General features: G+C 72.3%; 17 protein-coding genes and 2 tRNA genes. 5 read left to right on the top strand and 14 right to left on the bottom strand.

Annotation, left to right across the window (positions count from 1 at the left end):
• Positions 1-45: 45 nt before the first annotated feature.
• The 6 genes from ACLVWQ_RS24170 to ehuB all read right to left on the bottom strand — a co-directional run bounded on the left by ACLVWQ_RS24170 (position 46) and on the right by ehuB (position 4353).
• Positions 46-119: transfer RNA gene (locus ACLVWQ_RS24170), tRNA-Lys, on the bottom strand.
• A 132-nt stretch (positions 120-251) separates the two neighbouring features.
• Positions 252-1010, bottom strand: coding sequence for an IclR family transcriptional regulator C-terminal domain-containing protein (locus tag ACLVWQ_RS24165; protein WP_414111246.1), 759 nt, complete (start codon positions 1008-1010; stop codon positions 252-254).
• A 188-nt stretch (positions 1011-1198) separates the two neighbouring features.
• Positions 1199-1969: an ectoine/hydroxyectoine ABC transporter ATP-binding protein EhuA gene (gene ehuA, locus ACLVWQ_RS24160; RefSeq protein ID WP_414111335.1), complete on the bottom strand. Its 771-nt coding sequence runs from the start codon at positions 1967-1969 to the stop codon at positions 1199-1201.
• A 73-nt stretch (positions 1970-2042) separates the two neighbouring features.
• Positions 2043-2693 (bottom strand): ectoine/hydroxyectoine ABC transporter permease subunit EhuD, encoded by a 651-nt coding sequence (gene ehuD, locus ACLVWQ_RS24155; RefSeq protein WP_414111245.1) that lies wholly within the window; start codon positions 2691-2693, stop codon positions 2043-2045.
• Positions 2690-3409, bottom strand: coding sequence for an ectoine/hydroxyectoine ABC transporter permease subunit EhuC (ehuC, locus tag ACLVWQ_RS24150; RefSeq protein ID WP_414111244.1), 720 nt, complete (start codon positions 3407-3409; stop codon positions 2690-2692). The genes ehuD and ehuC overlap by 4 nt, the downstream gene beginning before the upstream one ends.
• Positions 3406-4353 (bottom strand): ectoine/hydroxyectoine ABC transporter substrate-binding protein EhuB, encoded by a 948-nt coding sequence (gene ehuB, locus ACLVWQ_RS24145; protein WP_414111243.1) that lies wholly within the window; start codon positions 4351-4353, stop codon positions 3406-3408. Before ehuB ends, ehuC begins: the two co-directional genes overlap by 4 nt.
• A 98-nt stretch (positions 4354-4451) precedes the next feature.
• Here ehuB and ACLVWQ_RS24140 point away from each other — a divergent pair, with 98 nt between their 5' ends.
• Complete coding sequence (locus ACLVWQ_RS24140) at positions 4452-4955, top strand: DUF3830 family protein (RefSeq protein ID WP_414111242.1); 504 nt, start codon at positions 4452-4454, stop codon at positions 4953-4955.
• 351 nt (positions 4956-5306) lie between these two features.
• Here the strand turns inward: ACLVWQ_RS24140 and ACLVWQ_RS24135 are convergent, their stop codons facing one another.
• Together ACLVWQ_RS24135 and ACLVWQ_RS24130 are read right to left on the bottom strand one after the other, a co-directional pair.
• Positions 5307-6725, bottom strand: coding sequence for an amidase (locus ACLVWQ_RS24135; protein ID WP_414111241.1), 1419 nt, complete (start codon positions 6723-6725; stop codon positions 5307-5309).
• A gap of 53 nt (positions 6726-6778) precedes the next feature.
• A complete protein-coding gene (locus tag ACLVWQ_RS24130) occupies positions 6779-7765 on the bottom strand; it encodes a D-2-hydroxyacid dehydrogenase (RefSeq protein ID WP_414111240.1) in 987 nt (328 codons plus the stop codon).
• A gap of 272 nt (positions 7766-8037) precedes the next feature.
• Between ACLVWQ_RS24130 and ACLVWQ_RS24125 the strand changes: the two genes are divergently transcribed.
• From ACLVWQ_RS24125 to ACLVWQ_RS24115, 3 genes are all read left to right on the top strand, one after another.
• On the top strand, positions 8038-8862 hold the full coding sequence (locus ACLVWQ_RS24125) for a decarboxylase (protein WP_414111239.1): 825 nt from the start codon (positions 8038-8040) through the stop codon (positions 8860-8862).
• The gene (locus tag ACLVWQ_RS24120; RefSeq protein WP_414111238.1) at positions 8859-9590 is read left to right on the top strand and encodes a decarboxylase; all 732 of its coding nucleotides are present in this window, start codon (positions 8859-8861) and stop codon (positions 9588-9590) included. The genes ACLVWQ_RS24125 and ACLVWQ_RS24120 overlap by 4 nt, the downstream gene beginning before the upstream one ends.
• A 437-nt stretch (positions 9591-10027) precedes the next feature.
• Entirely contained in the window at positions 10028-11140 is a 1113-nt protein-coding gene (locus ACLVWQ_RS24115) for an LLM class flavin-dependent oxidoreductase (RefSeq protein ID WP_414111237.1), read from the top strand.
• Positions 11141-11170: 30 nt separating this feature from the next.
• Here the strand turns inward: ACLVWQ_RS24115 and ACLVWQ_RS24110 are convergent, their stop codons facing one another.
• Positions 11171-13255, bottom strand: coding sequence for a putative bifunctional diguanylate cyclase/phosphodiesterase (locus ACLVWQ_RS24110; protein ID WP_414111236.1), 2085 nt, complete (start codon positions 13253-13255; stop codon positions 11171-11173).
• A 653-nt stretch (positions 13256-13908) separates the two neighbouring features.
• On the opposite strand from ACLVWQ_RS24110, the gene ACLVWQ_RS24105 reads away from it, so the two are divergent.
• Entirely contained in the window at positions 13909-15153 is a 1245-nt protein-coding gene (locus ACLVWQ_RS24105; protein ID WP_414111234.1) for a M6 family metalloprotease domain-containing protein, read from the top strand.
• A 123-nt stretch (positions 15154-15276) separates the two neighbouring features.
• Here the strand turns inward: ACLVWQ_RS24105 and ACLVWQ_RS24100 are convergent.
• The 5 genes from ACLVWQ_RS24100 to ACLVWQ_RS24080 all read right to left on the bottom strand — a co-directional run bounded on the left by ACLVWQ_RS24100 (position 15277) and on the right by ACLVWQ_RS24080 (position 19804).
• Positions 15277-15350: transfer RNA gene (locus ACLVWQ_RS24100), tRNA-Lys, on the bottom strand.
• On the bottom strand, positions 15341-16099 hold the full coding sequence (locus ACLVWQ_RS24095) for a bifunctional DNA primase/polymerase (RefSeq protein ID WP_414111334.1): 759 nt from the start codon (positions 16097-16099) through the stop codon (positions 15341-15343). The genes ACLVWQ_RS24100 and ACLVWQ_RS24095 overlap by 10 nt, the downstream gene beginning before the upstream one ends.
• A 251-nt stretch (positions 16100-16350) precedes the next feature.
• Positions 16351-16716 carry a hypothetical protein gene (locus ACLVWQ_RS24090; RefSeq protein WP_414111233.1) on the bottom strand — a complete coding sequence of 122 codons (366 nt, stop codon included), beginning with the start codon at positions 16714-16716 and terminating at the stop codon, positions 16351-16353.
• An 83-nt stretch (positions 16717-16799) separates the two neighbouring features.
• Positions 16800-18158 carry an AAA domain-containing protein gene (locus tag ACLVWQ_RS24085; RefSeq protein WP_414111232.1) on the bottom strand — a complete coding sequence of 453 codons (1359 nt, stop codon included), beginning with the start codon at positions 18156-18158 and terminating at the stop codon, positions 16800-16802.
• Positions 18155-19804, bottom strand: coding sequence for a hypothetical protein (locus tag ACLVWQ_RS24080; RefSeq protein ID WP_414111231.1), 1650 nt, complete (start codon positions 19802-19804; stop codon positions 18155-18157). The genes ACLVWQ_RS24085 and ACLVWQ_RS24080 overlap by 4 nt, the downstream gene beginning before the upstream one ends.
• Positions 19805-19947 lie beyond the last annotated feature (143 nt).

Here is a 19947-nt window from a genome sequence, read left to right as displayed (position 1 = left end):
AAAAGGCCCCCGTTCTCACGGAGGCCTTTCTTCTGTGCTCTTCTGTGCGCCGCCAGGGACTCGAACCCCGGACCCGCTGATTAAGAGTCAGCTGCTCTAACCAACTGAGCTAGCGGCGCGTGACTCTCGCCGTCCGCTCTCGCGGCTGGCGACAAAGAAAATACTACCCGGTCCTCAGGGGTGCTCCGGACCACCGGGACCGGCACCCGGAACCGCGCCCGAACCGGCCCCGGCCGGCGGGCCGGGGTGTCTCAGATCGCCAGGGAGAGCAGTACCGGCGCCGCGCCCCTGTTCAGGGTCCGCGCCGCCTCGCGCAGCCGGTGGGCGTCCTCCACCGGGAGGGAGAGGGCGAGGCAGCCCACGGCCGAGCCCGCCGTGATGGGGACCGCCGCGCAGACCGTGCCGACCGCGTACTCCTGGAGGTCGAGCACGGGCACGGTCGGTGCCTGGGCGTCGAGGCGGGACAGGAGTACCCGCTCGCTCGTGATGGTGCGCGAGGTGAGCCGGGCCATCCGGTGGCGGGAGAGGTGGTCGCGCCGGCCGTTCAGGTCGAGCTGGCCCAGCAGGCTCTTGCCGATCGCGCTGGCGTGGGCCGCGGAGCGGAAGTCCACCCACTCGTTCACGGCGGGGTTGGCCGGGCTCTGGGCGCACTGGGTGACGTGGATCTCGCCGTCCACGTACCGGCTCATGTAGACGGCGGCGCCGACCGAGTCGCGCAGCCGGTCGAGGTTGCGCTGGAGCTGGACGCGCAGGGCCTCGTCGCGGTGGTGCGCGGAGTCCAGCCGGCCGAAGGCCTCCCCGGTGGCGTACGCCCCGTCCCCGAGCTGTTCGACGTATCCCTCGCGGCGCAGCAGCCGCAGGAGCGCGGTCAGGCGCTCGGTGCCGAGGCCGGTGTGGCGGGCGAGCTCGACGTCCGTGACGCCGGTGGAGTGCCGTGCCACGGTCTCCAGGACGCGCAGGGCGTGCTGGGCGGAGTGGTACGGCGCGGTCGACTCGTGCTTCAGCGCCACGGTTGGCCCCCTGCGCTTTGCGGCCCGGCGTGCGAGCCGACGCGGTGCACATCGACCGGCACATCAACGCGGCCCGGTCGGCCGGGCCCCCTCCACGATAGCGGCCGGGCCGCCCACGAGGAGGGGATGTCGACGAGATTGCCGACGCGTTCCGGCCGCCACAGCACCGGTCCCCGCGACGTCGGCCGCTACAGCACCGCGCCGAGGAACTCCCGGGTCCTGTCGTGCTCCGGGTCGCCGAAGATCTTCTCCGGCGGGCCGGACTCCAGGACCCGCCCGGAGTCGAACATCAGTACCTGGTCGGAGATGTCCCGGGCGAAGCTCATCTCGTGGGTCACGCACAGCATCGTGATGTCGGTGCTGTGGGCGATGTCCCGCAGCACGTCGAGGACGCCCGCGACCAGCTCGGGGTCGAGCGCGGACGTCACCTCGTCGAGGAGCAGCACCTGCGGCCGCATCGCCAGGGCCCGTGCGATCGCGACGCGCTGCTGCTGCCCGCCGGAGAGCTGGCTCGGGTACTTGTCGATGTGCTCGGCGAGCCCCACCATGTCGAGCAGTTCGCGGGCCCGCTCCTCGGCGGCGTCCTTGGACATGCCGAGCACGGTGACCGGCGCCTCGGTGATGTTGCGCAGCACCTTCATGTTGGGGAAGAGGTTGAACTGCTGGAAGACCATCCCGATGTTCTTGCGGACCTCGCGGATGTGCTTCTCGCCGGCCCGGACCAGCTTGCCGTTCTTCTCCTCGTGGGTGAGGTAGTCGCCGTTGACCTTGATCGTGCCCTCGTCGGGCTTGAGCAGGGTCATCAGCAGCCGCAGGATCGTCGTCTTGCCGGAGCCGGACGGGCCGATCAGCGTGACGTGCTTGCCGGACGCGACGGAGAAGTCGAGGTCGTCGAGGACCGTGTTGTCACCGAAGCGCTTGGTGACCTTGTCGAACCTGATCAGCTCGCTGCCGTCCACCGCCGGGTTGCCTTCGGGCACGTTGTCGGGAGTGCCCTCGGAGGTGGCGTCGGGCTCTTTGTTCAAAGGGGTGTCAGCGGACAAGACGTCGCTCCAGGGCTCGCATGAGGAGGGAAGCCGGATAGGAAATGAGGATGAAGGCCACACCGATGACCGTCAGCGGCTCGGTGAACTGGAAGTTCTGCTGCGCGAACAGCCGCGCCTCACCGAGCATGTCGAGGACGGTGATCGCCATGAGCAGCGGTGTGTCCTTGAGCATCGAGATGACGTAGTTGCCCAGTGCGGGCACCACCCGGCGGATCGCCTGCGGCAGGATCACCGCGGTCCACGTCCGGGTCATGGGCAGGTTCAGTGCCGTGGCCGCTTCCCATTGGCCGGCCGGCACACCCTCGATGCCGGCCCGGTAGACCTGCATCGTGTACGTCGAGTAGTGCAGCCCGATCGCGACGACACCGGTGGTCATCGCGGAGAACGTGATGTCCCACTCGGGCAGCACATAGAAGAGGAAGAACAGCTGCACCAGCAGCGGGGTGTTGCGGATGAACTCCGTGACGACCCCGACCGGCCAGCGCACCCAGCGGGACGGCGCCCGCATCAGCAGCGCCCACACCAGGCCGAGCGCGAAGGAGATCAGCGAGCCGAGCACCAGGGCCTGCAGGGTGACCAGCAGTCCGTCCCAGAAGTGCGGCATGAAGTCGCCGACGGCACTCCAGTCCCATGTCATGCGGCACCTCCGCCGACTTCGGTGGTCTCGGCGCGGCGCAGCTCACGCTTGGACGCACCCTTGTCGGAAGCCTGTCCGAGCCCGGCCTTCAGCCGCTTCTCCAGGCCGCGCATGAGCCGCGTGAGGAGGAAGGCGATCACGAAGTAGATCAGCAGGATGTACGTGTAGATCTCCGCGCTCTCCTGCAGCGCGAGCCGTACGAGGTTCCCGCTGAAGGCCAGGTCGCCCATGCCGATCACGGACACCAGGGCGGTGCCCTTGAGCAGCTCGATCAGCAGGTTGGAGAAGGGCGGGATCATCTCGGGCACCGCCTGCGGCAGCTGGATGAGCCGCAGCCGCTGCCAGGGCGTGAAGCTGAGCGCGATGCCGCCTTCCGTCTGCGCCGGGTCGACGGAGTTCAGGGCGCCGCGCACGATCTCGGAGCCGTACGCCCCGTACGTCAGACCGAGCGCGAGCGTGCCCGCCCACATCGGGACGAGCTGCCAGCCGAAGGCCAGCGGCAGCACGAAGAACACCCAGAAGATCATGATCAGCGCCGAGGTGCCGCGGAACACCTCGGTGTAGAAGCCCGCGAGGAAGCGGACGATCCACAGCCGGTGGACGCGTGCGACGCCCACCACGAAGGAGACGGCTCCGGCCAGCAGCGCGCTGAGGACCAGCAGCTGGACCGTGACCCAGATCCCCTTCAGTACGAGTTCCCAGAGTCCCGATGTCATCCGCCGCACAGCTCCTTCGCGGTCATATCGGTCATCTCGTTCTTGGTGAAGCCGAAGGGCCGCAGGATCCTGAGCAGTTCACCGCTCTCCTTCATCTTGGCGAGTTCCACGTTGAAGGCGTCCCGCAGCTTCGTCTCCGTCGGACGGAACGCGAAGCCGCCGCCGTCCACGTGCGGCTTGCCGCCCACGAGCGGCTTGAACGGCTCGGTCGACTCCACCTTGCGGGACTTCTTCACGACCTCGCGGATGGTCAGCGCGGTCCCGGCGAAGACGTCGACACGGCCCGCCTCGACCGCGTTCAGGCCCGCGACCTGGTCCTGGACGATCAGGATGTCGCTCTCCTTGTAGCCGGCCTCGACCGCGTACTGGATCTCCGCGTAGCCGGTGCCGGTGGCGAACTTCGCCTTCGACTTCACGATGTCCTTGTAGTCGCGCAGGTTCTTGGGGTTGCCCTTGCGCACGATGAAGGCGTCGAGCATCTGGTAGTCGGGGTCGGAGAAGATCACCTGCGCGCAGCGGTCCGCGTTGATGTACATGCCGGCGGCGACCACGTCGAACTGCTGGGACTGCAGACCGGGGATGAGCGAGCCGAACTCCGTCGGCACGGGCTGTACGCGGTCCACCCCCAGCCGCTTGAAGATGATCTTGGCCAGTTCGGGTGCCTCGCCCGTGAGCTCACCGTCCTTGTCGATGTAGCCGAAGGGGATCTCGCCGGCGATGCCGAGGCGGACGACGCCCAGCGCCTTCAGCCGGCTCAGGAGATCACCGCCGTCCTTGCCCGACGCCGTGGCCACGCGGCTGCAGCCGGCGGCGCCGAGCGCACCGAGCGCCGCGACACCCGCCAGCAGCGACCGGCGGCTCGTGCCGCGTGGGCCGCGGATCCCTGCCTCCGACGAAGCTCGTCTCGCAGCTTCCTTCGAGTCGTTCGCAAATGGTGGAGCCATGGGCGCGCGGCTACCCAGGACGATGCGACTTATTCGGATTAATTTGCGCCCCCTACACGTGTGGCGGCGGTCTTGACCCCGGGTGGACCATGGATCGCATGGCCGACCGTTACATCACTGTGTCCTTGCCCAAGCGCGGAGTGCACTGCACCGCGAAGCTCCTCGACGACCGTGCCCCGATCACCTGCGAGGCGGTGTGGAACGCGCTGCCGCTCGGTGGCGACGTGTACCACGCGAAGTACGCCCGCAACGAGATCTACACCCTGCTCCCGGCGTTCGCGCCGGCGGAACCGCCGCTGGAGAACCCGACCGTCACGCCCATCCCGGGCGACCTCTGCTACTTCTCGTTCTCCGGTACGCAGCTGGGTTCGCAGGCGTACGGATACGACGGCGCCTCCGCCGGCGTCCAGGCGGGCACGCCCGTGATCGACCTGGCCCTCTTCTACGAGCGGAACAACCTGCTGCTCAACGGAGACGTGGGGTGGGTGCCGGGGATCGTCTGGGGCACGGTGGTGGAAGGCCTCCCGGAGATGGCGGAGGCCTGCAACGACCTGTGGCGCGCGGGGGCCCTCGGCGAGTCCTTGACCTTCAACCGAACGTAGGCCCCCGACGGGACCTGACCGCGCAGTTCCCCGCGCCCCTCGACAGCGCCTGCGGCGACTGCCCGGGTTTCCGGGTCTGGCCGCCGTCGTATGCCGCGGGCCGGTGGGGGCTGACCGCGCAGTTCCCCGCGCCCCTAAAAACAACCCCCGCCGCCCCCCCCGGCCGGTCGCCGCAGGCGCCGCCGAGGGGCGCGGGGAACTGCGCGACGAGCCCCCACCGGGCCGCAGGGGCTGACGGTGGTGAGGTTCCGAGGTTCGGGCGGTCGCCGGAGGCGCCGTCGGGGGGCGCGGGGAACTGCGCGACGAGCCCCCACCGGGCCGCACGGGCTGACCGCGCCGCACAGCGCAGCGTTACCGTCGCGGCGGCGCGATCCCGCCCACCCCCGCCGCGTACAACGCGTGCGCCGTCCGCAGGACAACCCCGTCACCGTGGCGCGCGCCCACGATCTGCAGCCCCACCGGCAGCCCCTCCTCGTCCACCCCCACCGGCACCGTCGCCGCAGGCTGCTGCGTCATGTTGAACGGGTACGTGAACGGCGTCCACCCCGTCCACCGCCGGTGCCCGGACCCCCGCGGCACCTCCACCCCCGCCTCGAACGCCGTGATCGGCAGCGTCGGCGTCACCAGCACGTCGTACGTCTCGTGGAACAGCCCCATCCGCCGCCCCAGCTCCATCCGGACGTCCACCGCGGCGAGGTAGTCCAGCGCGCTCAACCGCTCCCCCCGCCCGACGATCTCCCGCAGCCCCGGGTCGAGCAGCGCCCGCTGGTCGGGCCCGAGCCGCTGCGTCACCCGCGCCGCCCCGCCGAACCACAGCGCGTGGAACGCCTCCACGGGATCCGTGAAGTCGGGGTCGGCCTCCTCGACGTACGCACCGAGGGACGCGAGCCCCTCCACCCCGCGCCGCACCGCCGCCGCGACCCCGGGCCGCACCGCCACCTGCCCGCCGAGGGAGGGCGAGTACGCCACCCGCAGCCCCCGCACACCACCGGCGCCGGCGCTCAGAGCTGCCGCGTACGAGCCGTCCGCCGCCGTCGGCGGAGCGAGCGCCGACCAGTCCCGTGCGTCCGGGCCCGTGACGACGTCCATCATCAGCGCCGCGTCCGCGGCGTCCCGGGTCATCGGCCCCACATGCGCGAGCGTCCCGAACGCGCTCGCCGGGTACAGCGGCACCCTCCCGTACGTCGGCTTCAGCGCGAAGATCCCGCAGAAGGAGCCCGGGATACGGACACTGCCCCCGCCGTCCGTGCCCAGCGACAGCGGCCCCGCGCCCAGCGCCACCGCCGCCGCGCTCCCGCCGCTCGACCCGCCCGCGGTGCGCGAGGGATCGTACGGATTGCGGGTCACACCCGACGCGGGCGAGTCCGTGACGCCCTTCCAGCCGAACTCGGGGGTCGTCGTCCGGCCCAGGAACACCGCCCCGTGCTCGCGCAGCCGCGCCACGGACGGCGCGTCCTCGTCCCAGCGGCCCGCCGCCGACACGGTCCGCGACCCCTTCAGGGTCGGCCCGCCGCGCATCAGCAGGATGTCCTTCACCGAGACCGGCACACCGTCCACCAGCCCGGCCGGCTCACCGCGCCGCCACCGCTCGGCGGACTCCGCGGCCCGCGCGAGGGCCGCCTCCTCGTCGAGACGTACGAACGCGTTCACCGCGGGCTGGATCTCCTCGGCCCTGCGCAACGTGGCCCGCACCACGTCCACCGGGCTGAACTCGCCCTTGCGGTACCCCTCGACGAGCCGTACAGCGGTCAGTTCGGTGAGCTCGGTCATCCGGTCATCGCCCCTCCAACATGTGCCCCGCAACGGGTGCCCTGCAACGTGTGTCAGTGGCCAGGTACGTAGCCACGCCGCTTGTCGACGACGTTCGGCAGGGGTTCGCCCGCCTCCCAGAGCTCGTACAACTCCACGAACTGTCTACCCAGTTCGTCCCGCCAGCCCACCGTGTCGCCGCTCATGTGCGGGGACACGATCAGGCCGGGGACCTCCCACAACGGGCTGTCGGGGCCCAGCGGCTCGTGCGTGAAGACATCGAGCGCCGCCCCCGCGATCGACCGCTCCCGCAGGGCGCGGACGAGCGCGTCCTCCACGACGAGCTGCCCGCGGCCGACGTTCACGAAGCGCGCCGACGGCCGCATCAGCGCCAGCCGCCGCGCGTCGAACATCCCGTACGTGTCGTCGGTGAGCGGCGCCGCCGACACCACCCAGTCGGAGGCCGCGATGAGCTGGTCCAGCTCTTCCGGCCCGCGCACGCCGTCGCGTGCCGTACGCCCCACGAGCGCGGTCGTGATCCCGAGCGCCCCCAGAGTGCGCTCGATCGCTCGGCCGATGGGTCCGGAACCCACCACGCACGCGCGCGTGCCCGCGATCCGCTGCGACTCGCGGTGCCGCCACTCGCGCGCCCCTTGGAGCTCCAGAGTGCGCGGCAGGTCCTTGGCCATGGCGAGAACCAGCGCCGCCACGTACTCCGCGATCGGCTGGTCGAAGACACCGCGGGCGTTGGTCACCACGGTGTCCGACTCGGCGAGTTCCGGGCACATCAGATGGTCCACGCCGGCGCTCGCGGAGTGCACCCAGCGAGGTCGGGGCCCCTTCCCCGGCCAGGCGTGGCGCACCGCGTGCGAGGCGAAGTTCCAGACCAGCAGGGCGTCCGCGGAGGGCAGCAGCGCGGCCAGCGTCGAGTCGTCCGCGTGCTCGACCCGCACCCGCCCGGCCAGCTGGCCGAGCCGGGGCGGGGGGTCGGTGTCCAGCACCAGCAGCGTCGGTCTCTCGGCCATGTCCGCGGCCGAGGCAGGGGATGGGGGAGCGGTCATCGGGGTGAAACCGTTTCGCAACGCGGGTCCGCTTTCCTTAATCCGGGGCACGGCTGCGGGACATCGGACGAGCCGTCTGAGATGGGCGGATTGACCACGCTCGCACCCGAACCTACCTTCGTCAACACGGGCTCTTTTCCGGGGGATTCCACCCCGGGGGTTCCGGGAGTCCCGCCTGTTCCTGTCCCGACGTCCCGGCCTTCGCCGGCTAGGTGTCCCCCGGCCCGCGGCCGGTCTCCACTCACTCGCTCGACCCGAGTTTGGGGCTGCTCATGGACGTCTCCTTCCTTGGTGGACCGCACCCTCAAAGGGGTGTCGGCGTCGTCGCACCCTTCGACTTCGCCCTCGACCGCGAACTGTGGCGATGGGTGCCCGACGAGGTGTCGCTGCACCTCACCCGTACCCCCTTCGTGCCCGTCGAGGTCAGCCTCGACCTGGCACGCCTGGTCAGCGAGCACGAGACGCTCGGCGACGCGGTGCGCGCGCTGAACGCCGTCGCCCCGGAGATCGTCGCGTACGCCTGCACGTCCGGCAGTTTCGTCGGCGGCATCCCGGGCGAGCGCGCGATGTGCGAGGCCATGACCAGGGCCGGCGAGATCCCGTCCGTGACCACGTCCGGCGCCCTCCTGGAAGCCCTGGAGGAGCTGGGCGTGCGCCGTATCGCGCTGGTCACGCCGTACACCGTCTCCGTCACTCAGTCCCTGGAGGAGTACCTCGCCGAGGCGGGCATCACCGTCACCGGGCGCGCCTACATGGGCCTGACCAGGCACATCTGGAAGGTCCCGTACCGCGATGTCGTCGACATGGCCCGCGGCGCGGTGCACGGGGACGCGGACGCGCTCTTCATCAGCTGCACCAACCTCCCGACGTACGACGTCATCCCGCAGCTGGAGGCCGAACTGCGCATTCCGGTGATCTCGGCCAACCAGGTGACGATGTGGGCCGCACTGCGTCACCTGGGTACCCGGGCGGTAGGGCCGTACCAGGCGCTGACCGACGAGTCGGCGCGCCGGCGGCCCGCACCGCCCGCGCTGCCGGAAGTCTCCGCGCTCCCGGAAGCACCCGCACTACCGGAAGAACAGGAAGGTTGGGCATGACGGCTCTCGGATTCCTCTACCCGGGCCATTCGGCCGAGGACGACTACCCGCGCATGGAGCAGCTCCTCGGCAGCGACATCCGCCTCCAGGTCGTCCACACGGACATCGGGGAGGACGCCCACCGTGTGGACGCGCTGCTGGAGATGGGCGCGGACGCCCGCCTCGGGGCGGGCGTGGAGGAGCTGCGCCTGTCCGGTGCCGAGGCGGTCGTCTGGGCCTGCACCAGCGGCAGCTTCGTGTACGGCTGGCAGGGCGCCCACGACCAGGTCCGCACGCTGGCCCGGACGGCGGGGCTGCCGGCCTCCTCGACGTCCTTCGCGTTCGCCCACGCGGTACGGGAGCTGGGGGCGAAGCGGGTCGCGATCGGCGCGACGTATCCGGACGACGTGGCCGCGCTCTTCTCGGCGTTCCTGGCCGACGCGGGTATCGAGGTGCTGTCCGTGCACGGGTCCGGGATCATCACCGCGGCGGAGGTCGGGACGTGGGGTGAGGAGGAGGTGCTGGAGCTGGCGCGGGCGGCGGACCGTCCGGAGGCGGAGGTGGTGCTCCTGCCGGACACCGCGTTGCACACGGCGGCGTGTATTCCGGCGCTGGAGGAGGCGCTCGGCAAGCCGGTGCTCACGGCGAACCAGGTGACGGCGTGGGAGGCGCTGCGGCTTGCCGACCGGCGGGTGAACGCGCCGGATCTGGGGGCGTTGTTCCGGCGGAGGCCGTTGGTGCAGGTGTAGGCGTGCGGGTGCGGTGGGGGCTGGGTGCGCAGTTCCCCGCGCCCCTTGTAGGCGGGGCTTCGCCCTCGCCTCCCGGGTCCGTTCGCCGGGTGCGGGTCGGGGTGTGGTTGAGCGCGCAGTTCCCCGCGCCCCTTGTAGGCGGGGCTTCGCCCGCGCCCCCGGTTGTCTGTTTGGTGCGGGTCGGGGGTGGCTGGTCGCGCAGTTCCCCGCGCCCCTGAAAAGCGGGGCTGCGCCCCGGCTTTTCAGCGTCGCCTGGCCGGCGTTTTCCGGCTCCGGCCGACGGTTGGGGTTTTTCAGCCCGTCCGGCGTTTGAGGACGAGGCCGTTCAGGCCGATCGGGGGTCTGGGGGCGGAGTCCCCAGGGGGTGAGGGAATAAAGCGGAGTCATCCTCCTGTTAGGGCTCCGCGGACGACGCGAGCTCTAACAGGAGGCACCCCGTGACCAGCGGAACCAGCGGCACCGGCAACATCCGAGGCGAGGCACAGGGCACCGCCCCCGTGCCCCTCTCCGTCCTGGACCTGGTCACCGTGGGCGCGGGCCACACCGCGACCGAGGCCCTGCGCACCAGCGTCGAGCTGTCCCGCCTCGCGGAGAGCCGCGGATTCCACCGCTACTGGGTGGCCGAGCACCACTCCATGCCGGGCGTGGCCTCCTCCTCACCGGCCGTGATCCTCGCCCATCTGGCCGCCCACACGACCCGCATCCGCCTGGGCTCCGGCGGCGTGATGCTGCCGAACCACGCCCCGCTGGTCATCGCGGAGCAGTTCGGCACGCTGGAGGCGATGGCCCCGGACCGCATCGACCTCGGCCTCGGCCGGGCCCCGGGCACGGACGGCGCCACGGCCGCGGCCCTGCGCCGCACCGACCGGCTGAACGAGGGCGCCGACGATTTCCCCCAGCAGCTCGCGGAACTGACCCGCTTCCTGGACGACGACTTCCCGGACGGCCACCCGTACGCCCGCATCCACGCCGTCCCGGGCCCGGTCCAGTCGACCTCCCCGGGCGGCGTCCAGTCCCCGAACAGGCCCCCGGTGTGGCTGCTCGGCTCCTCCGGCTTCAGCGCCCGCCTCGCCGGCACCCTGGGCCTGCCCTTCGCCTTCGCGCACCACTTCTCGGCCCAGAACACGGTCCCGGCGCTGGACCTGTACCGCGAGTCCTTCCGGCCGTCGGCGGTCCTCGACGCGCCCTACGCCCTCATCGGCGTCTCCACCCTCGCCACGGACGACGAGAAGGAGGCCCGCCGCCAGATCATGGCCGCCGCGCTGAACATGGTCCGCCTGCGTACCGGCCGCCCCGGTCTGGTCCCCACGCCGGAGGAGGCGGAGGCGTACGCGTTCAGTCCGATGGAGCGCGAGTTCGTCGACTCCTGGAACACGAACGTCATCCACGGTGCCGCCGACGAGGTCCGCTCCGGGCTCGACGACCTGCGCAAGCGCACGGGCGCCGACGAGCTGATGCTCACGGCGATGGCCCACAGCGGCGCCGTACGCCTGCGCTCGTACGAGCTGATCGCGGACGCCTACGGACTGCCCGCGGCACCGCAGGCCTGAGCCTGCGCCTGACACCCCTGGCGCCTGCCCTCAGGTCTGCGGGCAGGCCGCCGCCGTCAGCAGCGCGGAGATGCGGTCCGGTGAGACCGGCCGGGAGTACAGCCACCCCTGGCCGGTGTCGCAGCCGATGCGCCGCAGCCGGGTCGCCTGGCCCGCCGTCTCCACGCACTCGGCGGTGACCGTCAGACCGAGCCGGTGCGCGAGCTGGATCATCGCCTCGACGACGACCTCGTCGGCCGGGTTGGGCGGCGCCGCCGAGCCGTCGCCGCCCTCGTACTGGAAGCCGCGCACGAACGACCCGTCGAGCTTCAGCACCGACACCGGCAGCCGGCTCAGGTAGGCGAGGTTCGAGTACCCCGTGCCGAAGTCGTCGATGGCGATGCCCACGCCCATCTCGCTGAGCGCCTGCAGGGCCTGGAGCGGCCGGCCCGCCGAGCCCATCACGGCGGACTCGGTCAGCTCCAGCTGGAGCAGGTGCGGGGCGAGCCCGGTCTCCGCGAGGATCGCCGCCACGTCGGACACCAGGTCGGAGTCCCAGACCTGCCGCACCGCCACGTTCACACTGACGAAGATCGGCTCCGCGTCCGGGTGGTCCAGCTGCCAGCGGCGCGCCTGCCGGCAGGCGGTGGCCAGCACCCAGCGGCCCAGCTGCACGATCGAACCGTCCTCCTCGGCGAGTCCGATGAACCGATTCGGCGTCAGCGTGCCGAACTGCGGATGGTTCCAGCGCACCAGCGCCTCGACGCCGCGCACCTGACCGCTCTCCATGCACACCAGCGGCTGGTACTCCAGGGCGAACTCGCCGCGCTCCACGGCGGGACGCAGGGTGGAGGAGAGCGCCTGGCGGGTCATGCGGTGGGCGTTGCGCTCCGGGTCGAAGAGGGTCCAGCGGGACTTGCCGTCCGCCTTCGCCCAGTACAGCGTCGTGTCGGCGGCCTGCATCAGCGCGGTCGCCGTGGTGCCGGCCGCGTGCCGCTCGACGACGCCGATCGACGCCGAGACCGACAGCCGCTGCCCGGAGAGGTCGAAGGGCACCTGGAGCGACTTCAGTACGGAGTCGGCCAGGTCGGCGAGCTGCTCCGTACCCGTGGAGTCCTCGACCAGCAGGGCGAACTCGTCGCCGCCGAGCCGGGCGACCAGCGGGGTGGCCGTTCGCGCGTACCCGGCCTCGTTGGCGCAGCGGGTCAGCCGTTCGGCGACGGCCGCGAGCAGCCGGTCGCCGACGCGGTGGCCGAGCGTGTCGTTGACCGCCTTGAAGCCGTCGAGGTCCAGGTAGCACAGGCCGATCCGGCCGGTGCCCGACTCCTCGTACGCCTCCGCCTCCAGGGCCGCCGCGAGCCGCTCGAAGAACAGGGTGCGGTTGGGGAGACGGGTCACCGGGTCGTGCATCTGCAGATGCCGCAGCCGGGCCTGGAGCTCCCGGCGGGCACTGATGTCGGAGACCGAGATCAGTACGGCCCGCTCCTCCTCGGGCAGCGGGCTGACCGTCACCTGCGCCCAGAGCGAGTGGCCGTCGGGTTGTTTGAGGCGCCGGGTGCAGCGGAGCCTGGCCTGCCGGCCGCGGAGCACCTCGCGGTACGCGTGCCAGGTGCGGGTGTCCGAGGCGAGGTCCACCAGATCGGCGGCGATGCGGCCGGTCAGACCGTGCCCGTCGGAGCCCCTGCCGAGCAGCGCGGCCAGGGCGTCGTTGGCCGTGACGACCCGGCCGTCCCGGTCCACGACGGCCATCGCGAGGGGCGCCGCCGCGAAAGTGGCTCGAAAGGTATGGGTGCCGACGTCTGCTTCCGCTTCTTCCTCCACTTCGGTACCGGTCTCGGGGCGTGCCGGGATCCCCGTCGGGGCGGCGGCCGAGAGCCGCGTCGGCAGACCGGCCGCCAGGCCGACCGGGAACTCGGCGGAGAGGCCGGCCGGAAGTCCGGCGGAGAGGTCCACCGGGGTGTCGATCAGGGGTTTCACCAGGGGATCCGCCAAGGGGTCCGCCAGGGGCTCGACCCGCCGGGCCCGTTCCTCATGAGGAGGGTTCCCGGCGCGAGGAGGGGTCGCAACATGACTCTTCGTGACGGCCGACCGAACGAGGTCTGCCGTGGGCGTCGGCCCATCGGACGTTCCGCTCACCGTTCGCTCCCGCTGTGCACTCGTTCGTCGTACAGGTCTCGTCGGGGGTCGGCCGGTGGTGGACGGCCGCTCTAGCCGTGTCCGCGCAGGAAAGTGTGCCGATCATAGAGGCTGACCGTTGGGCCTTCCAGCTACTGTCCAGTGTCCCGGAAGGGCACCCCTTTCTGACAGATCGTTTCTGCCCGCACCTGGACAGGTTCTTTCACCGGCCGATCACTTGTGACGTTCCGTGAGCTGCTCGGGGGTGTCGGGGGCATCGGGTGGGGTGCCGGGGGGTGTCGGAGGGTGCTGGAGCCCTCCCGGGTATCGGTCGACATCCCTGGTGTTCCCCCAAATCCTCTTGATCCTTCGCCACTCCGTCCCGTCGCGGCCGGATGCCGCCCCTCTCACCCCATTGGATCAGATGAACAGGGCGTAAACGATCAAACCGGCACAGGCTGGGTGCGGTATCCCGAATTCCGCATCCGGAGGTCGACGTGCCGCGTCCGCTCCCCTTCAAGGGGCACACCCGTGGCGGAGCCGGGCCCCCTCGGCACGGGCACGGATCGCGTGACCGGACGTCCGCGGCGTCGCGGGCACTCCAGGCGTCATCGGCGCGGCAGGCGCCATCGGCAGGGCAGGCGTGGCGCGTTCCCGCGGCCGTGTTCACCTCCATGGCGGCACTCGCCGCCACCTCCCTGGCCAGTCCCTCGGTCGCCGTGCCGCTGTCGATGCCGTGCGCGCTGCAGCGCACCGAGGCTCACCACTCGGAGGGCCTGGACACCTGGAACGCGGCCTATCCGCGGCCCGTCCGCCGGCTGGACGCGGTCATGGTCTTCCTCTCCTTCCCGGACGCCGAACCGCTGACCGGGCCCGCGGAGCTGGCGGCCGATCACTTCCCGGCCACCAGCCGCTTCTTCGAGCAGGCCTCGTACGGGAAGTTCCGGCTGGAGCCGCATCCGCTGCGTGAGTGGATCCGGATGCCGAGGGCGTCGACCTCGTACGCCATACGGCGCGACTGGACCACGGCCGCGCGCTCCGCGTATCTGCGGGACGCCCTCGCGGCGGCGGACCGGCAGGTCGACTTCTCCCGCTACGACGTCGTCTACTTCGTCGCGGATCCCGACGCCCCCGGGGTCGACTCGGACGCCACGAAGGTGGTGAACCTGGATGTGCCGTTGCGGGCCGACGGGACGGACATCCGGCGGGTCGTCACGGTGTTCGAGAAGCATCCGCCCGACCGGCTGGTCCTCGCCCACGAGACCGGACACGTCTTCGATCTGCCCGACCTCTACCACCGGCCCGTCGACGGCAAGGGCGACTGGGACACGTACGTCGGCGACTGGGACCTCATGGGCAGCCAGTTCGGACTCGCCCCCGACCTCTTCGGCTGGCACAAGTGGAAGCTCGGGTGGCTGGAACCGCGCCAAGTGGCGTGTGTGCGGGGCGCGGGCGGGCGGGGTACGCGGCTGACGCTGGAGCCGCTGGCGGCGGGGCCCGCAGCGGCCGCGGAGACCCCGGCGGACCTGCGGGGCTCGGCGGGGACGGCCGGAGCCGCGGGCTCGGTGGCGTTCGGGGCGGGCGGCGGGACCAAGCTCGCGGTGGTGCGGACGGCGCGGGACCGCGTCCTCGCCTTCGAGGTGCGGGGGCCGGCGGGCAACGACCGGGCGGCCTGTTCGCAGGGTGTGCTCGTCTATCGCGTACGCAGCGGGGCGGAGTCGGGCCGCGGCCCGATCGAGGTCGTCGACGCGCACCCGGGGTCCGGGGCCTGCTGGGACGACTCGGTCTACGCGCCGCTGGCGGACGCGCCGGTCGGCGTCGGGGAGAGCTTCACCGTGCCCGGTGAGAACGTCCGGATCGAGGTGGAGGACCGGACGCCCTCGGGGGCGTGGACGGTGAAGATCTCGACGGGAGGCTGAAGGCGAGCGGCCGAGGACTGGCGGTCGAGGGCGAGCGGCGAGGACGAGTGGCCGAGGTCGGCAGGCGCGCGGAGGCGGTACGCGAGAAGCCCCCCGCTTCCGCGAGGGGCTTCTCACCGTCTGTGCGCCGCCAGGGACTCGAACCCCGGACCCGCTGATTAAGAGTCAGCTGCTCTAACCAACTGAGCTAGCGGCGCCTGCTGACGTCGTAGACCTTAGCACTCTGATCGGCGGGAGGAAAAATCGATATCGGCGCTGTCGGGCGGGGCTCCGAGAGCTGCCGCCGGGCCGCTGACCGGGCAGCACGTACCGCCGCCCAGAGCATGACCTCCGGGCCCGGCAGCCATGGATCACGGGTGTCGGGGGCGACGAGCCAGCGGGAGTCGAGGCGCCCGGCGGCGGTCGGCGCCGCGGGGCGGGCCGCGGTCCGGCCGGTGGTGGTGGTCCGGTGGGCGCTTCGGTGGGCGCTCCGATGGGCGGTGGCCCGGCCGCCGGAAGTCGGGGAGCCGGGGGAGGGGAAGCCGGAGCCCGGGAAGCCGTGGGAGGGGAGGCCGGGGGCCGGGGTGGGGACCGTCACCGCGTCGCCCGTGCCGTGGCACAGGAGCGGCGGGATGGACCGGCCGCGGTCGGAGGCGCCGCCGGAACCCCACTCCTCCCACTCCAGGAGCGAGGGCAGTCGCTGTGCCGTGCCGGGCGCGGCGAACAGGAGCATCCGGCCCCGGTGGGCGGCCACCGGGCCCGAGCCCGGACCCTCGTCCCACAGCCGGTCCAGCATGTGACGGCCGAAGACCGCGGGGGCGCTGACCACGTCGAAGGCGGAGCCGCAGGCCAGCACGACCGGGGCGCAGGGCCGGTCCTCCCAGAGGACGCGCGTGCTGCGCGGATACGTTCCTGCCGAGGCGAGCCAGGCCGCCCCCTCCGGGGTGACCCCGGTGACTTCGGTGATCTCGTCGGCTTCGGCGACCTCGGGGGTGCCGAGGGCGGCGAACAGGTGGGGGAGCGCCTCGGTGGTGCCGGTGCCGGTGCCCGGGTCGGTGCCGGGGCGGTGGGGGGCGGTACTTACCAGGTTCCGGTCGCTGTCCATGGCATCCAGGTCTACTCGGGGTGAACGAGTAGATCCACAGAGTTGCGGGAATCCAGGACAGGAGGGGACGGGGTGGAGTATCTTGCCCGCCTGGCATATGCCAGGCGGCGGGTTCAGATCGGGTCCGCGTACCCCTCGGCGTCCGCGCCCCGCAGCAGCTCCTGCCCGAACTCGATCATCTTCTTCGCGTAGTCCTCGGTCCACTCGGCCCGCTCGGCGATCACCCCGGCGGTGAGCCGGTCGAACCGGCGGGGGTCCGCGAGCTGCGCCGCGGCCATCGCCTGGAACTCGACGGCCCGGTCGGTGGCCGCACGGAACGCGTGCGTCAGCTCCGTGGCGCGGTCCAGCAGCGCCCGGGGGTCGTCGATCGACTCCAGGTCGAAGAAGTGCTCCGGATCGGCGGCCGCCTCGGCGGGCTCGAAGAGCAGGGGCGCGGGGCGAAGCCGCGGTTCGTTCCGACGCGGCGTGGGCTCCGCCATGACTTCTCCTCCTCGTACAGCGGTCGGCCCGCCCGTGCGGACGGGCCACCGTCCATTGTCCCTTGACCGCGCAAGAGGCCCTCTCACGATTCCTGTTCCCAGGGCACGCGGTGCTCGGCGAGGTGCGACAGCACGGCGTGGTTCGCCTCCCAGCCGTCCGGGAACTTCACCGTGACGCCCAGCTGGACCGGTTCCGTGGAGGGGTGGTCGTCGAGGAGGCCGGTGACACCGGCACGGCAGACGACGATGCAGGCGTGGCGGTGGCGGGAGGTCAGGACGCACAGGCGGCCCGTCTCCAGGTGGAAGGCCGTCGCGTCGGGGCGGCCCGACAGGGGGTGCAGGACGACGGTCACGTCGAACTCGCGGCCCTGCAGCCGGTTCGCCGTGTCCACGGTGACCTCGGGGACCCCCAGCTCGGCGAGGGCCGCGCGGACGGCCGCCGCCTGGTCGCGGTGGGCGGTGCCGACGGCGATCCGGTCGGCCGTCAGCGGGGCCGCGTCGGGGGAGCGCTCCGAGGTCGCCGCGCCGCCCCGGTCCAGGAGGCGGCGTACGACCAGGGCGAGGGCCCTGACCGCCTCCGGGTCCGTACGCGGGGTGTGCCGGGGCGGCAGCTCCAGCAGGCCCCAGCCCGACCGTGCCGCCTCGTCGATGACCTGGTCGGGGCCCGAGCCGTCCGACGCCGCCGCGAAGGTGAGCCGGCGGTCACCGTGGCCCGTACCGCTGCGGAACGGCGTGAAGGGGTAGAACGCGGCCGAGACCAGCGGTGCCGCCGACGCGGGAAGCCGCCAGGAGACGGGCAGCCGGTGCTGCGGCAGCTCCGGATTGTGCGCGAGGAGCGTCGTCACGGCCGAGGCCGAGGGGTCGTAGGACAGGCCGGCCCACTGCTCCGCGCCGACGATCGCGAACGGGTCCAGCTGGCCCGGGTCGCCCACGAACAGCGCCCGCTCGAAGAGCCCGGCCACGGCGAGCAGCGCGTCCGACCGCATCTGGTACGCCTCGTCGACGATCGCGTGCCGCCACGGCTCGACACCCTTGACGTGCGCCCACTTCGCCGCTGTCGAGATGACCACGTCGAGCCCGGCGAGGTCGCCCGCCTTCGCGGACTTGCGGACGCTCGGCAACGCGTCGAGCGCCTTGTCGTACGGGTCGGCGTCGCTGCTGTGCAGCCGGCCGACGGGCAGTTCGGGGTTCTTCTCGGCGAGGCGCAGCACCAGGTCGTCGACCTGCGCGTTCGTCTGGGCGATGACCATCAGCGGGCGTCCGGCGGCGGCCAGTTCGAGGGCGGCCCGCACGACGAGCGTGGACTTGCCCGCGCCGGGCGGCGAGTCGACCACCACCCCGCGGTGCGTCCCGTGCAGGGTGTCGCGCAGGATCGCGTCGGTGGCGCGCGTGGCCTCGGCACCCGGGTCGAACACGGCGGCCGGGTCGAACACGGCGGTCACAGGATGTCCTCCTCGGTCACGGCGTCCGGCCGCGGGGCGGCGTCGGTCTCCCCGGGCGGGCCGCCGTGCGTCCACGGCGTGTTCTCCGGGTCGGGCAGCTTCGCGCCGCCCCGCTGCTCGTGTTCGAAGAGCGTGAAGCAGAGCCGGTCGCCCTTCTCCGGTACGGAACCGGGCTCGGGCTCCTTGCCGCGGCCCATCTTGTCGAGGACGCGCAGCACGACGAGCACGCTGTCGGGCTCGGAGGGCGGGGAAGACGGGGAGGACTCGGCCGGGTCGCCGGGGGTGGGGCCCTCGTAGCCCACGAACTCCGCCGACTGCGGCTTTCCGGCGAGCGAGCGGTAGACCTTCGCGCGCTCGCCGAGATGCGGCCGGTCGTCCGTGCGTACGGTCACCAGGGGGCGCGGGCTGGGCCGCTTCCCCTCGCTGAACGCCATCACGACGTCGACGACCTCGCCCGCGAAGGCCTCACCGGCGAGCCGCCGTCCGGCCATGACGAGCGGGTCGTCGAGGGCCTCCTGCGCCTCCAGACGGGCCTGTTCGCGCTCGCGCGTGGCGAGTTTGTTCGCCGCCGTCACCGCGTCGTCGCGGCGCGGCTGCGGTGGTTCACCGGCCAGGACGCGGTCCCGGTGGCCGGTGAACGACCAGCGGTCGCGGGTCCACCGGTCGGCCGCGCGCGGGCCCTCCGGCAGGGTCCGCAGCAGGTCGATGCCGTGCCACACCGCGTCCCAGGTGGGGCGGGTGCGGCTCGCCACCAGATCGCGGATGTGCTGCTCGGCGGCGGTGAGCTCACCGAGCCGGTCGTCCGCCTCGACACCGTCCTCGGCGGCCGCGAACGCCGTACGCGCGTGGTGGTGGCGCTCGATGGCCGGGGCGAGCAGCTTGTTGTCGAAGGCCGGGTCGGTGGCGGGTCCGGCGGGCGGACAGACGAGCTGGCCCTGGCCGTCCCGCAGCAGCTCGGCCCGCAGCGCCGCCTCGGCGCCCGACGCGCCCTCCGGAGGGTCGATCCAGGCGAGCAGCGCACCCAGGTGCTGGTCCTCCAGGGTGGACTGGCCGGTCGCCCAGTGCCGGGACAGGACATCGGTGAGGGCCGTCAGGAGCGACGAACCCGGCACCCGGGCCCGCTCCCCGTAGTGCGTGAGCCACCGCCCGAGCAGCGGCACGCGCGGCGGCGCCGGATGCGGGGACTCGGGGTCCTGCTCGGCGGTGCGCCGGAAGCGCATGGAGCGTCCCAGCAGCCGTACGAGCTCGATGCCGGCCCGGCTGGGGACGATCAACTGCGGTGCGTCCGTGCACAGCTCGACCTCGACCTTGACCCGCTTGCCGGTCTCCGGGTCGGTCTCGCTGCGCTCGGCGGCCTCGACGTCGCCCGCGTAGTCGTCGATGTACGGCAGGACGATGTCCGCGAGCTGGGCGAGGAACGCGAAGCGCAGGTCGCGGTCGCGGGGCTGCGCCACGGTCAGCAGCCGGGGGGCGGCGCGGTCGGTGCCGACGAGGGCTCCCAGCGGGGCGCCGGCCTCTCCGGCGGTGGTGAGCGGGACGAGGACGAGGGGGCGGTCGGTGAGGTGCCGGTGGCGGACGGTGGTGAGGGGCTGGGCCCGGCCGGTGTCCACGGCCTCCAGGCGGGCGAGGGTGGTGATCAGGGTCATACGGGGCGCTCCGCGGGGCGCAGGGTGTTGTCTGCGGGTGTGTCGTCTGCGGGTGGGTGGGGGCTGGTCGCGCCGTTCCCCGCGCCCCTTGCGGGGCTTGGTGTGCGCGGGGTTTTTGTTTGGAGGTCCGCGGGGCGCCGGGT

It is taken from the genome of Streptomyces sp. CWNU-52B, from assembly GCF_047444975.1.
GTDB lineage: Bacteria > Actinomycetota > Actinomycetes > Streptomycetales > Streptomycetaceae > Streptomyces.
This window is presented reverse-complemented; position numbering and strand designations above follow the sequence as displayed.

Coding starts and splice junctions, on each gene's coding strand:
- ehuD (WP_414111245.1), bottom strand. CDS start 2,693: ATGACATGGGACTGGAGTGCCGTCGGCGACTTCATGCCGCACTTCTGG.
- ACLVWQ_RS24135 (WP_414111241.1), bottom strand. CDS start 6,725: ATGACCGAGCTCACCGAACTGACCGCTGTACGGCTCGTCGAGGGGTAC.
- ACLVWQ_RS24120 (WP_414111238.1), top strand. CDS start 8,859: ATGACGGCTCTCGGATTCCTCTACCCGGGCCATTCGGCCGAGGACGAC.
- ACLVWQ_RS24130 (WP_414111240.1), bottom strand. CDS start 7,765: ATGACCGCTCCCCCATCCCCTGCCTCGGCCGCGGACATGGCCGAGAGA.
- ehuB (WP_414111243.1), bottom strand. CDS start 4,353: ATGGCTCCACCATTTGCGAACGACTCGAAGGAAGCTGCGAGACGAGCT.
- ACLVWQ_RS24090 (WP_414111233.1), bottom strand. CDS start 16,716: ATGGCGGAGCCCACGCCGCGTCGGAACGAACCGCGGCTTCGCCCCGCG.
- ACLVWQ_RS24125 (WP_414111239.1), top strand. CDS start 8,038: ATGGACGTCTCCTTCCTTGGTGGACCGCACCCTCAAAGGGGTGTCGGC.
- ehuC (WP_414111244.1), bottom strand. CDS start 3,409: ATGACATCGGGACTCTGGGAACTCGTACTGAAGGGGATCTGGGTCACG.
- ACLVWQ_RS24080 (WP_414111231.1), bottom strand. CDS start 19,804: ATGACCCTGATCACCACCCTCGCCCGCCTGGAGGCCGTGGACACCGGC.
- ACLVWQ_RS24140 (WP_414111242.1), top strand. CDS start 4,452: ATGGCCGACCGTTACATCACTGTGTCCTTGCCCAAGCGCGGAGTGCAC.
- ACLVWQ_RS24105 (WP_414111234.1), top strand. CDS start 13,909: ATGGCGGCACTCGCCGCCACCTCCCTGGCCAGTCCCTCGGTCGCCGTG.